The sequence below is a fragment of the Microcystis sp. M53602_WE12 genome (genome assembly GCF_030065455.1).
Taxonomy (GTDB): Bacteria; Cyanobacteriota; Cyanobacteriia; order Cyanobacteriales; family Microcystaceae; genus Microcystis; species Microcystis aeruginosa.
Genome location: NZ_JASJFB010000063.1, coordinates 1 through 12,229, shown reverse-complemented (window position 1 = coordinate 12,229; position 12,229 = coordinate 1). Strand labels below are relative to the sequence as shown.

The following is a 12,229-nucleotide window of genomic DNA, read 5'->3' as shown; positions in this document are numbered from 1 at the left end:
TGGCGGTGCGCGGGCATGGCTAAAGGAAAATTCGCCCCTCGGTCAATACGTCCTCATGGAATACCACGAATTCAGCGTCCTTTTTACCCTACCCCTAGGCGTGGCCTGCACTTGGATTCTCTGGAAATACGGCGACTCAATTTTGGACAAAGCTAACCGACCGGTGTTAACAGCCACTTGCATTGCTCTGATGGCAATGATGTTTTTTGCTATGGGTGGTCTCGTTAGCGGCCTCGGTGTCGCCAAAATTCAGGCTCTGTAAACCCTTATTTGCTGATTCAACTCAAAAATGACTAAAATTCAACTTTCGCTCGTTCTAGCCACTGTTTTCGGCTTACATACTGTGTCTCCTGCCCTAGCGGGTTCGATGTATAAAATCACCGACTTGGGTACACTCAGCCCCGATGGTACGGATACGAGGGCAGCCAGCATTAACAACCAAGGTCAAATCGTCGGTCGTTCCCGCACTGCCGGTAATACCGCTTCTAGTGGCTATATCTGGGAAAACGGTACGATAACGGCTTTACCCCTTACTGGCCCAGTTAATGGCGGCACCCCCGTCACTCTCCCCGGTCGCGGTGGTTTATCTCGTTCTATTAATGACGCAGGGATGATTGTCGGTGCGGGAGATGAAACCGCCGGACCCACAGACCGGGCGTTATTGTGGACTCCTAACGGTTCCGGGGGTTACGACCTCAACATTTATAACTTTGGTGGCCTGGAAAGTTATTTTATCGACATCAACAACAGCAATCAGATTGCTGGTTATCATATCTTTGAAACCAATCGAAGAAACGCTATTTTCTGGGAAGATGGTACGCGCATCAACTTACCTAGTCTTGACGGCGATCAAAATTTTGGTTTAGCCATTAATGACAATACCGAAATCGTTGGTTATGTAGACTCCGATGGTGTAGTGGACGGAACTAATGTCTACAGTGCTGCTTTTTGGGAGCAGGATGCCAATGGTAATTTTGTCCTGACTAATCTAGGAATTCCCAACGGATTCGCCCAAAGTTTTGCCCGAGATCTTAACGAAAATGGCTTAGTTATTGGTCAAGCGACTAATGGTTCAGGAGCCACTTTAACCTCTAGTGGATTCCTCTGGGATAACGGCAATTTGATTAATTTAGGCAGTCTTGGTGGTACGCGAGGCGATGCTTTAAGTATTAACGAATCTGGTCAAATTGTTGGCTTTTCTAATCTTGCTAGTGAAGTTGCCCATGGGACTCTTTGGCAAGAAGGCCAGTTATTTGATTTAAATAATTTAGTCATTAATGGTACGGGTTGGGTTTTAAATCAAGCCACGGGCATTAATGGGCGTGGCCAAATTATTGGTTTTGGCACTTTTACTAATGAATTGGGAGAAACGGAAACCCGCGCTTTTCTCCTAGAATCTGTACCCGAACCTAGCACCATTATGGGACTTTTAGCGGTGGGAATTTTGGGTTTTACACAGTTACGAACTCTTAAAAAATAGGAGCAACTCTCATGACACAACCCTATGTTGATAGCCCTTGGTACGGTAAAATCTGGGCTTTTGTACAACAATTTCCCCAAGGTTTAGCCCAAGGTGCCAAACGTTCTCCCGCTACTTCTGGCCCTGCAGCTGCGGCAATTATTAGCGCCGCAATCGGTTGTTGTTTAATGATGGTTTCTCACCATTTTTCCGATGCAGACCAGACAAAAACCGTAGAAACTCTGCTCTGGAATTTAGGGTCTTGGATTCCTGGCAGTAAAAATCCTAGCAAAATGTGGGGTAATATTGGCAGTTATACCGGCAAAGAAACTATGTTATTAATTGGCTGGTTAATCAGTTGGCCTATACTCCATTATCTCTGGAAAGATCGCAAGATTAAGGCTAAAACAATTCTCTTTTGGTTTTTCGCCCTCATTATTGCCGCCACCGCTATGTCATGGCATCCTATCTTTCCTTATTTACCCTTAACTTAAACTTATGGAGGTAACAAAATGGATGTTCAAATTAGAAAACTTTCCTCTCGTAAAATGCACAATATCGTCTGGATTTTAGTGGGAGTTTTTGGTTTATTTGCTATTACTTTTCCTCTGTCTATGTGGCGAGTCAGCAATATGGAAAAGTTTCAAGGTTCTCATGTTAAATCTTTACCAGTGGAAGGAGAAGTGAATTGCAAATCTTCACGGATTACAACTAAATAAGGGGCTGGCTTAATACTAAGCAAGACAGTTTCAGCTAAGAAGGAAAAAATGTCATATCCTGTGGAGGCAAAACATCAAATAGTTGTTGAAAAGGAGAGACAATTTCTGAATTTTTGGCTGAGACTAAAACCCCCTTTTCAGAGATTTTATCTACTCCAAGTAATCTGGTTAAGCTGTACTAAATTTAAACTGAGTATTGGAAATTTGGCTCTTCTGGTTTCTGTGTGGAAACGAGGTCTATACTGATAGTTTCTTCCGCGGCTCGACTGAGCTTCGCTGAACGTAAAAATAGCCCTAAAAGTCTTGCCCGATAAGCATTTCACGATTCCATAAGCAAAAATTATCACACAAAGAATAAGAGAGCCATTCTCGTACTATAATTGATAGTAGGCTTTCCCCTAGAGATTATGATCGCAGTTCCCAACTACATCAGTCCCCAAGAATATCTCGCTATCGAGCGCCAGAGTCAGATCCGTCATGAATACCGACGTGGTTTGGTTTATGCGATGGCCGGCGGTACGGATAATCACGAGCGCATCGCCTTCAATTTTCTCAAAGTCATTGACGAACATTTCGGCGACTCTACAGACTGTCGGTTTTACTCGGGTAATGTCAAGGTTAACTATCAAGATCAGTTTTATTACTATCCCGATGCTTTTGTTACCTGCGATCCGCGCGATCGCCAAGATCGTTATCTGAAACGCTATCCGAAACTAATTGCGGAAGTGCTTTCCCCCAGTACGGCCGCTTTTGACAAGGGCGAAAAATTCCAAGATTATCAACAGATAGAAACTTTAGAAGAATATGTATTAATTTCCCAAGAAATCCAGCGCGTGGAATGCCGTCGTCGTAATTCTCTGGGGATATGGGAAACGACTATTTACGAGACAGGCGATCGGGTGATCCTGCAAAGTATTAACCTAGAGTTAGCCATCGCCGATCTCTACCGCGGAATAGATTAAAGTGTTAACTACTCTCAAGGGAGTTGAGAGCTTGCTGCTTCCATGGGAATGGATAGACAGCATTTAGTTTACTTGTACTAACTAGCTCGGCAATTTTCCAGCCATTGTTCTAAATCCTGTAGTGACTGAAAATCTAACAAAGCTTCTCCCAAGTTTTCTAACTGTTCTAGGTCAAGACTGCGAATATTGGGCAATAATTCGGGAGAAATGTCCCCTACACGCCGATTTAATTGACGTAAAACTAGGTTAGCTTCTCCCTCTTGTCGTCCCTCTTGTCGTCCCTCTTGTAAACCTTCCGACCAGATTTCTTGATAGATAACTGATTCTTTCATGATGTCTTTCCTCAATAATCGTTGAATGATGTCTTTCTCTAATACTAACCCGGCTAGAATTGCGGTAGATGCAGCCAGATTACTTTGTTCTCGACTATCGCTGATTTGCTCGATTTCTTGGGCAATTTGCCGCAGTAAGTTTTCTTGTTTCTCAGCTTGAGCAAGTATGGCAAAAGGAAACAGTCCGGGAGCCTTTAATAGGGGTTCCGAGGGTTGTTCCCAGAGTCTAATCACTTCAAATTGATGAGAGGTTTTCCCTTGTTTATAATCATTCTGTCGGACTTTGGGGGAGTCACTTTTCCTTAGATAAATAACCACTTGATGGAGTCGTTCCACACCCACAATAGGCATCTAAAATTATGTCTCCTTTATTCTCCCCCCCCGAATTTGTCAAGTATTCTCCGTTTTTTATTGATGAACACGGAAAAAGCCAATCAGGGAGAGACTAGAAAGGTTAGAAAGTTGAGATTTAACGAGTCCGTTGATGCGGTCTAAGAGCAAGCGCGGATGAAGAAATAAATGGCCATCAGTAGCAGAAAAATATAAAAAGTAATCCGCACCAATCGATCCGGTAATTTCGGTAAAAAACGAGTGGTTACTTGTACACCTAGGGAACCACCGATACCTAAAATAATCCCTTGTAGATAAAGAATATAACTGGCTTGGGCATGAGCGAAACAGGCGGCGATCGAATTGAGTAAAACCACACCTAAACTGGTGACAATGGCGATTTTGATCTTTTCTGCCAAAAAAATCATTTGTAGTGGCACCATGATCGCCCCACCGCCAATTCCGAAAATACCGGCTAGAAATCCAGCGATTCCTCCGGTTAGCAGACAGGCTAGATTAGGATTCAATCTAATGGCAGAAACTGGCTCTTTTTGGCTTAAATTTTGCTTGAGATTGGTTAAATAGATATTGAGCAGTAAAAAACAACCAAAAGCCGCTTCTAGGAGGTGTTTGGGGCTATATTTGACCAGATAGACCCCGATAAATGCCGTAAAAATCCCGGGTAAACCTAAGAGGAGAACTCGCTGCCATTTGAGGGAACCTAATCGCCAATTTTGGAGCGTACCTCCTAGGGAAGTGAAAACGATCGCTAAACTGCTGGTAGCCACCGATTCCCCGTAACTGTGGCCCAAATTTAACAGGATCGCCACGGAGATAGTGCCACCCCCAATACCGAATAAACCCGCTAATAAGCCCGAAAAAACGCCCGTTATCAGTAAAATCAAGTAATTGTCTGCCATTATCTTCGTTTCATGGCCTTGAAGGGTCTGAATTTGCTATCATACATAGGGGCAATGGTAGAACATTTTCTCGAAGAAAGGGCTATTAACTAAAATTTAGTGATCAATGGGGCTAAATTATTGACAATCACCTGATATTTTTTCTGATTTAATTAGGGTTTGCTGAAAAAATAAGGGCGAAGGATTCGGATAGAAAATCTACGGTTTCAGCGATAGGTTATGCCCGAATGCTTCGCCCCTAAAGGACTTGCACCTGTTTCGCAAAACCAGCCACTAAAACCCTTACCTCGTCTATATTTCACATTTATTCAGCAACTCCTAATTACATAACCTTTATCCCTGCACTGCTGAGAAACTTACCTATGACTAAAAGAGCTTTACTACTAATCAATCGTCACTCGCGCAAGGGTAAAGAAAACTTTGCTCAAACTGTTGATCTGCTCAATAATTGGGATTTTGAAATTATCAGCGTCCCTTTGAAAAAGGTAGAAGATATACCTTTTTTGCTGGAAAAATATCGCTCTAGTATTGATTTAGTTATTGTCGGTGGTGGCGATGGGACTCTTAATGCTATGGCGGATATGTTGGTAGAAACTCAACTGCCTTTAGGCATTATACCTCTGGGAACGGCTAATGATTTAGCCCGGACTTTAGGGATACCGAATTCTATTGCCGAAGCCTGTCGAATTATTGCGGAAGGTAATTTAAAATATATCGATCTAGGTTGGGTAAATAATAAATACTTTTTCAACGTGGCTAGTTTAGGATTAAGTGTGAAAATTACCCAAAAACTGAACAAGGGTTTAAAGCGACGTTTGGGGATTTTGGCCTACGCTTGGACAGCTTTACAGGTATTAAGTAAAACTCGTCCTTTTACCGCTATGATCGGTATTGATGGCCAAAATATCAAAGTTAAAACCCTACAAATAGCGATCGGAAATGGTCGTTATTATGGGGGAGGAATGCCGATCGCTCACGATGCCCAAATCGACGATCAAAGGTTAGATTTATATAGCCTAGAAATTGAACACTGGTGGCAAATTTTCCCGCTTTTATGGACATTACCGCGAGGACAACAGGGTTTATTATCTTGGGTGAGAACTCTTAAGGGGAAAGAAATTCAAATTCAGACTCGTAAACCCCATAGTATTAACACCGATGGCGAAATTACTAGCACTACTCCCGCCATGTTTCGAGTTATTCCAGCGGCCATAGGGGTCTATATTCCCCGTCAGGAAACACAATCTTAAAACTAACGAAAAGGAGGAGAATACAATAAACCCCCCTTTGTCCAAAGATTATTTAAACCTCGATCGAGTTGTAGGGGTTTACCGATTTCCCGCTCATAAATTTCACCGTAATTACCCACCTGTTTTAAGACTCTTTGGGCAAAATCATTGGGTAAACCCATATCTTCGCCTAACTTCTCATCAATACCCAAAAAGCGCCGAATACTGGGGTCTTTGCTATCGGCAAAAGTGCCAATATTTTGGGAGTTAATCCCAAATTCTTCCCCTTGAATTAAACTAAAAACGATCGAGCGGACGGCATTCGACCAAGCGGGATCACCATCGGCCACGGCCGGGGCCAAAGGTTCCTTAGATATTACCACTTCTAATAATTGATGATCCTGCGGTCGGGGAAAAACCGAGCGCCGGGCCACCAATTGGGAGCGATCGGAACTGACAGCCTGACAACGCCCCGCCTGATAAGCTGTATATAAAGCCTCCACATCATCGGAAACGATCGGTTTATAACCTTGCACTGCCGCTTTTGCCATGGCATCGGCCAGATTTTGTTCTGTGGTGGTTCCCGATAGCACACAAATGGACTTTCCGCTTAAATCTTCTAATTTCTTAATATTACTGGCTTTCGTGGCCATGATTCCCTGACCATCATAGAAAACCGGGGTGATAAACTCCATCCCCAGAGCGGTATCCCGGTTAATCGTCCAGGTGGTGTTGCGACTGAGGATATCCACTTCTCCCGTCTGTACGGCAGTAAATCTCTCTTGGGGGCTAAGTTTACGATATTCGACTTTGGAGGGATCATCAAAGAGAGCAGCCGCAATAGCTCGGCAAATTTGCACATCTAAGCCCGAATATTCGCCTTTTTCATTAACAAAGCTAAACCCAGGCACTTCTCCGTTAATGCCACAAATTAACTTACCGCGATTTTTCACCGTTTGCAAGCGGTCAGCACTGGGACTATTTGCAGTGTTAGAACTAGAATTCGGTTGATTTTCCGTCCCACAGGCAGTAATTAGCAGTAACAGCAGGGACAATGCACAAAAACGCCACTTTAGCATAGATATTCTCTGAAAAATTTTTTTAGTCACTTAACTTTAGCTGAAAGACCAGAGCAAGCTTAACAGTATAGCTACGATCGCACCGATAACCGTATTGATCACATTGACCAATTCATTAGTTAACCACAGAAAGCGAGTTTGTAGAGTAGCTCCGATGAGACTTTCGATATTGGTGGCGATAAATGCCGCAATTACGCACCATAACACACCAAGAAGATCGATCGCACCGATAGCCCATGCTAACAGGGAAATAGCCGTGGCTGCCAACAAACCAGCGATCGTTCCTTCTAAACTAACAGCACCTTCTGTTCCCCGGGGGACGGATTTAAAATTAGTGATTAGATAAGTAGTTTTACCATAAGCTTTGCCCACCTCACTGGCAGTAGTATCGGCTAATTTGGTGCTAAAACTAGCCACATAAGCGAGTATTAAGAGGTAATCCCAGGGAGAAGCGGCAAAAAGACTTAGGATAGCGCAAATTGCCCCCGCTAAAGCGGAACCCCAGACATTTTCAGGACCGCGCACCCCCGCTCTTTTTTCGGCAATTCCCTCCGCTTCCTTGCGTGCTAAACCGATGCGGGTGACAGTAGAACCGACGAGGAAATAGAATAAAACAATTAGATAACCGCGCCATCCCAAGCTTCCCCAGACAATCACCCCTAAAACCCAAGCATGGAGATAACCCATCCGAGTTAAGAGCTTTTTTGGGGCAATCCAGGCGATTCCGAGGAGGACGGTATTGAGAAGAACAGCGACGAGCCAAGGATTAGTTAACATAGTATCTGGGCAAGTTTACATCCCCCATTGTATCGATCGAGTTCATGAAAACTAATCAACCTTATCAACCTCTTTTACTGCGAATTCTGCACGGATTCACGGGAATTGCCCTCATTGCCGCCATGGTTACGGCCTATTGGACCTATGATACTTTTGACGGTCGTTGGTTAAAACTGCCTTTACCAGAATATCGAGAAATTGAAAGTATTCACGGGACTTTTGGCCTCTATACTCTGATTATTTTTCCCGTTTTTGCTATCTATGCTTTTCGTCGCGGCAACAAAAGATTAATTCAAAGTGATTCTCTTAACAAATTAACCCAATTTGGTAAGCCGATTTGGTGGTATAGTCTCCATCGTTTAGTCAATACTTTGACTCTTTTTGCCCTAACTTTTGCCTTGTATAGTGGTCGGATGATGGATTCCGAATGGCTACCGGAAGGGGAATTAAATCACTTTTGGTATTATGCCCATTTGCTCAGTTGGTTAATTATGGCAGTATGTCTGATCCTGCACCTGCTCATGACTGCTAAAGTGGGAGGGGTTCCCCTGTTATTATCTATCCTTAAATGGCATTTTCGTGAACAAGATAGCCCGAAATTATGGTTATCTCAATTACGTCAATGGGGGTTAAGTTTGCGTCTAGCCAATAGTTTTCAGTGGCTACAATCTCTTAACTTATATAAAGTCTTAGAAATTGTTGTTTTATTGGCTATTATAGCAGCTTGGATTATTCCCAAGTTTGACTAGATCTAAGGGAGCAACCTACCAAAGCGGATCGGAGTATAAATGAACAGTTAAAGAATCTCGATCGCCGGGGATACCAGTAATACAACTGCAAATTTGAGTACCATCATCTAATTCTACCTCGCAAGCGTGACAGGAACCCATTAAACAGCCGGTAGGAATGTCAATTCCTGCTTTTTTTGCCACATCTAATAATAGTTCTCCGGTTTCCGCTTCCATGATAATATCATCAGGTAAAAAACGCACTGCAATAGTCATAATTTCTCCTTACAAATGAGCAAAAATAGGTGTAAGATTTAAATGTTCTTCCAGTAAATTAGCCATAGCATCTAGGGTTATTTCTCTTTGTTCACTATAGTTAGCAATTCCCGTCGGCAAAGATAATAAACCGCGACGCTGACGCAGATGATTTAACCAAGTTCTTCGCCAAGAACCATTATCAAAGATACCATGTAAATAACAGCCCCAAATTGAGAGAGAATCATTGACAATTCCTAGACTAGCATCTTCCTCGAACATTTTTTGATAACCTGATTCACTTTCCCATTCGCTTATGCCTTGGTGAATTTCGTATCCCATTACCGGTAAACCAGCTTGGGGATAATTGGATAAAACTTGTCGTTGACGGGTAATTTTTTCGGCAGTAATTACCGTTTTTAAGGGCAGTAAATTTAAGCCAGCTGCCTCACTTTCGTGACCTTCTCGATGGTCAGGATCGAGGATTAATCGCCCTAACATTTGCAAACCACCACAGATGCCAAAGATAATACCTCCCCTTTGGTGATAGGCTTGTAATTGATTAGCCATACCACTTTGATTAAGAGCAATTAAATCAGCGACAGTGGTTTTAGAACCGGGGATAATTACCCCATCGGGATCACCTAAAGATTCCTGTAATTCTAGATAACGGACATTAACCGTTGCTTCACCACAGAGAGGGTCAAAATCAGTAAAATTAGCAATATGAGGCAGACGAATGACACTGATATTTAGTTCAGCTTTAGGTTTTTGGGCGGGGCGATCGAGTAAACTAAGAGAATCCTCGGCACTTAAAAAGATATCACTATAGGGAAGAACTCCCAAAACGGGAATTTTTGTGTAATCTTCTAGCCAAGTAATCCCCGAATCTAAGAGAGATTTTTGTCCGCGAAATTTATTGATCACAATACCTTTAATTAAAGCTCTTTCCTCCGGTTCTAATAATTCTAACGTACCGACGACGTGAGCAAAAGCCCCCCCGCGATCAATATCCACCACTAAAATAGTAGCGGCATCGAGATATTTAGCCACCCGCATATTAGTTAAATCGCGATGTTTGAGATTTATTTCCGCCGGACTTCCCGCACCTTCACAGACAACTAGATCAAATTCTGTTGATAATTTAGCCAAAGATTCTTTAATTGCTTGCCAACCTTGGTCAAAATAATTCTGATAATAATCCGCTGCCGTGGTGACACCCACAGCCTTGCCTTTAATAATCACCTGAGAGGTCATATTTCCCTGGGGTTTTAATAAAATTGGGTTCATTTCTAGCCGGGGAATTGTCCCCGCAGCCCATGCTTGCACCGCCTGGGCGTGACCCATTTCTCCCCCTCCGGCGGTAACATAGGCATTAAGGGCCATATTCTGACCTTTAAAGGGTGTTACCTGCCAACCTTTCCGGTTGAATAAACGACATAAAGCCGCAGTTAAAAAAGATTTACCCGCGTGGGATGTTGTCCCCACTACCATAATTGCTTTCATCTAGTTTTTTGGGTTGAGTATTGAATTTTTATGAATTAGGAATTAGGAATTATGAATTGGGAAGTGGGGAGATGGGGAGATGGGGAGATGGGGAGATGGGGAGATGGGGAAGTGGGGTGTGGGGTGTGGGGTGTGGGGTGTAGGGTGTGGGAATTGGGGAAGTGGGGAAGTGGGGAAGTGGGGTGTCGGGTGTGGGGTGTGGGGTGTGGGGAGAATAAATAAAATAATCTCCTATCTCCTGACTCCTGACGACCGACTCGGAGAATCCTGACTCCTGACGACCGACTCCCGACTCCTCACCTTAACAGCATTAAAAAGAAAACCAACGTTGCAGAGTATTTAAAAATCTTTGCCAGAAAGTGGGTTGAGGGAAAAAGTCCCCTTGGGGTTGCCATTTTTCTATTAATTTCCTCCCCAAAGGAGTGAGACGAAAACTATCGGTTATCCCCTGTCCATCTACTTCGCGCCGCAAAATTCCCACTTTAATCAACCAGAGAAGATAGCTTTCCGCTGCCGCTTCCGTCAGCAGTCTGGAAGTATAACCTTTTTCTAAACCCCCAGCACCCGGAATGCTTAAAAGTGATACACTTCGCTCAAGCATAGCGGCGAATAGGGTGACACGGAAAGGAGAACAACAGAGGGCGCGTTCGGCCCTAGTGATGGTAGCATCAGGATAATTGATGGCGGTAACGGTGGCAGTCGATAGGCTCATAGATTCCGATCGTTTAGCTATGGATAAACTCATTGTTACATTAATTCTGCGTCAACCCCTGTCAACCCCAATCACCGATAAAATAGGGATGAAGTGTTAAGTAGCTTGAGTGTTTATGCAGTCTCCCGAACCGTTCGATACTAAATATACCCCAGAGGAAGTGGAAGTGGAAATCGAAACCGACGATTTTCCCCCCGTTGCTACCCCGGTTAGTTTCGCTGCCACTCTCGAAAAAGTGAAAACTTGGTACGGCAGCCTGTCCACACCGGCACAGGTAGTCGTGGCAGTGGCGGGGGTTTTTGTGGCTCTTTCGATTTTAACGGCGATTTTACGCCTAGTCAGCGCAGTTTTAAGCGCTTTAATCCTTGCCGCTATCGTTTATCTTATCTATCGTTACATCCTCAAACCGAAATTTTAGTCGGCCATGCACATTTTCTGTTCAATGTCAAGAGTTTAGTTGATAAAAAAAATTTATGGAAGAAGCGGACACTAGAGATATCTTGGGGGAAAATGTGGCTAAGTTGGGACTGGCCCAGATCCAGCGTCATCTATTTCTCTGCTGCGATCAGACTAAGCCAAAATGCTGTGACAAGGAAGACGGGTTAGAAGTGTGGGATTATTTAAAGAAGCGGTTAAGTGAATTAGAACTCGATCGCCCTAGGGCAGACCGTCCTGGCTGTATTTTTCGCACTAAAGCCAACTGTTTGCGGGTTTGTAGCCAGGGTCCGATTTTATTAGTGTACCCGGAAGGAGTCTGGTATGGAAGGGTAAACAAGGAAGCGATCGAAAGAATTATCCAAGAACACCTAATCGGTAATCAAATCGTCACCGAATATGCTTTCCTTCGCCACGATTTACCGGCAATTTCCCTGAACTGTCCAGGAGAAGAACCCGAAACAATAGAGGAAAACAGGGTTAAAACTAGCTGAAACACAATTAATTAGGGTTTGCGGCAAAAAGTTTTTCGTGGGGGCAGGGTGTGGGGTGTGGGGTGTGGGGTGTAGGGTTTTACCGATTTTGAGGGAGTCAATTACCTAATTTTTAGGGAAAAAGTCTCAGAATTTTCCCCCCAATCACTCCAATGGTCGGCACTTTTTGAGAGAAAAAAAGTCTAAAAACCTTGTTGGATAAGGTTTTTAGATTTATTCAGGAAACCCTAACTACCTGTTGCCTCTTGCCTGTCGATCCTTTGTCCGTCTCCATTCCCCCAACCCTACAGCG

General features: G+C 43.6%; 15 protein-coding genes and 2 pseudogenes. 10 read left to right on the top strand and 7 right to left on the bottom strand.

Features of this window, described 5'->3' with window-relative positions; genetic code table 11:
- The 5 genes and pseudogenes from PX482_RS02795 to PX482_RS02775 all read left to right on the top strand — a co-directional run.
- Positions 1–262: pseudogene (locus PX482_RS02795) on the top strand (hypothetical protein); the annotation flags it as partial.
- Positions 263–289: 27 nt separating this feature from the next.
- On the top strand, positions 290–1,480 hold the full coding sequence (locus tag PX482_RS02790) for a PEP-CTERM sorting domain-containing protein (protein WP_002762821.1): 1,191 nt from the start codon (positions 290–292) through the stop codon (positions 1,478–1,480).
- An 11-nt stretch (positions 1,481–1,491) separates the two neighbouring features.
- The gene (locus tag PX482_RS02785) at positions 1,492–1,953 is read left to right on the top strand and encodes a hypothetical protein (protein WP_002762822.1); all 462 of its coding nucleotides are present in this window, start codon (positions 1,492–1,494) and stop codon (positions 1,951–1,953) included.
- Between the two features lie 18 nt (positions 1,954–1,971).
- Positions 1,972–2,178 (top strand): hypothetical protein, encoded by a 207-nt coding sequence (locus PX482_RS02780; protein WP_002762824.1) that lies wholly within the window; start codon positions 1,972–1,974, stop codon positions 2,176–2,178.
- A gap of 407 nt (positions 2,179–2,585) precedes the next feature.
- Positions 2,586–3,140 carry a Uma2 family endonuclease gene (locus tag PX482_RS02775; protein WP_052275685.1) on the top strand — a complete coding sequence of 185 codons (555 nt, stop codon included), beginning with the start codon at positions 2,586–2,588 and terminating at the stop codon, positions 3,138–3,140.
- A 77-nt stretch (positions 3,141–3,217) separates the two neighbouring features.
- Here the strand turns inward: PX482_RS02775 and PX482_RS02770 are convergent.
- Together PX482_RS02770 and PX482_RS02765 are read right to left on the bottom strand one after the other, a co-directional pair.
- Positions 3,218–3,799, bottom strand: a pseudogene (locus PX482_RS02770) (Rpn family recombination-promoting nuclease/putative transposase); the annotation flags it as partial.
- Between the two features lie 164 nt (positions 3,800–3,963).
- On the bottom strand, positions 3,964–4,722 hold the full coding sequence (locus PX482_RS02765; protein WP_002762830.1) for a sulfite exporter TauE/SafE family protein: 759 nt from the start codon (positions 4,720–4,722) through the stop codon (positions 3,964–3,966).
- A 362-nt stretch (positions 4,723–5,084) separates the two neighbouring features.
- Between PX482_RS02765 and PX482_RS02760 the strand changes: the two genes are divergently transcribed.
- Positions 5,085–5,972, top strand: coding sequence for a lipid kinase (locus PX482_RS02760; protein WP_002762832.1), 888 nt, complete (start codon positions 5,085–5,087; stop codon positions 5,970–5,972).
- Between the two features lie 2 nt (positions 5,973–5,974).
- Here PX482_RS02760 and PX482_RS02755 read toward each other — a convergent pair whose 3' ends face one another.
- Both PX482_RS02755 and PX482_RS02750 read right to left on the bottom strand, forming a co-directional pair.
- Positions 5,975–7,030: an amino acid ABC transporter substrate-binding protein gene (locus PX482_RS02755; protein WP_288094780.1), complete on the bottom strand. Its 1,056-nt coding sequence runs from the start codon at positions 7,028–7,030 to the stop codon at positions 5,975–5,977.
- A gap of 36 nt (positions 7,031–7,066) precedes the next feature.
- A complete protein-coding gene (locus PX482_RS02750) occupies positions 7,067–7,807 on the bottom strand; it encodes a TIGR00297 family protein (RefSeq protein WP_002762834.1) in 741 nt (246 codons plus the stop codon).
- A 44-nt stretch (positions 7,808–7,851) separates the two neighbouring features.
- On the opposite strand from PX482_RS02750, the gene PX482_RS02745 reads away from it, so the two are divergent.
- Positions 7,852–8,556 carry a cytochrome b/b6 domain-containing protein gene (locus PX482_RS02745; protein ID WP_288122045.1) on the top strand — a complete coding sequence of 235 codons (705 nt, stop codon included), beginning with the start codon at positions 7,852–7,854 and terminating at the stop codon, positions 8,554–8,556.
- A gap of 15 nt (positions 8,557–8,571) precedes the next feature.
- Here the strand turns inward: PX482_RS02745 and PX482_RS02740 are convergent, their stop codons facing one another.
- Together PX482_RS02740 and cobQ are read right to left on the bottom strand one after the other, a co-directional pair.
- Positions 8,572–8,811 carry a 2Fe-2S iron-sulfur cluster-binding protein gene (locus PX482_RS02740; protein ID WP_190357805.1) on the bottom strand — a complete coding sequence of 80 codons (240 nt, stop codon included), beginning with the start codon at positions 8,809–8,811 and terminating at the stop codon, positions 8,572–8,574.
- Positions 8,812–8,820: 9 nt separating this feature from the next.
- Positions 8,821–10,296, bottom strand: a complete 1,476-nt coding sequence (gene cobQ, locus PX482_RS02735) for a cobyric acid synthase CobQ (RefSeq protein WP_288094782.1) — start codon at positions 10,294–10,296, stop codon at positions 8,821–8,823.
- 51 nt (positions 10,297–10,347) lie between these two features.
- On the opposite strand from cobQ, the gene PX482_RS02730 reads away from it, so the two are divergent.
- Complete coding sequence (locus PX482_RS02730) at positions 10,348–10,518, top strand: hypothetical protein (protein WP_288094784.1); 171 nt, start codon at positions 10,348–10,350, stop codon at positions 10,516–10,518.
- Positions 10,519–10,606: 88 nt separating this feature from the next.
- Here PX482_RS02730 and PX482_RS02725 read toward each other — a convergent pair whose 3' ends face one another.
- The gene (locus PX482_RS02725; RefSeq protein WP_012267958.1) at positions 10,607–11,008 is read right to left on the bottom strand and encodes an Npun_F0494 family protein; all 402 of its coding nucleotides are present in this window, start codon (positions 11,006–11,008) and stop codon (positions 10,607–10,609) included.
- Between the two features lie 115 nt (positions 11,009–11,123).
- Between PX482_RS02725 and PX482_RS02720 the strand changes: the two genes are divergently transcribed.
- Positions 11,124–11,426, top strand: coding sequence for a hypothetical protein (locus tag PX482_RS02720; RefSeq protein WP_002762842.1), 303 nt, complete (start codon positions 11,124–11,126; stop codon positions 11,424–11,426).
- Between the two features lie 55 nt (positions 11,427–11,481).
- A complete protein-coding gene (locus tag PX482_RS02715; RefSeq protein ID WP_288122043.1) occupies positions 11,482–11,937 on the top strand; it encodes a (2Fe-2S) ferredoxin domain-containing protein in 456 nt (151 codons plus the stop codon).
- Positions 11,938–12,229: the final 292 nt, after the last annotated feature.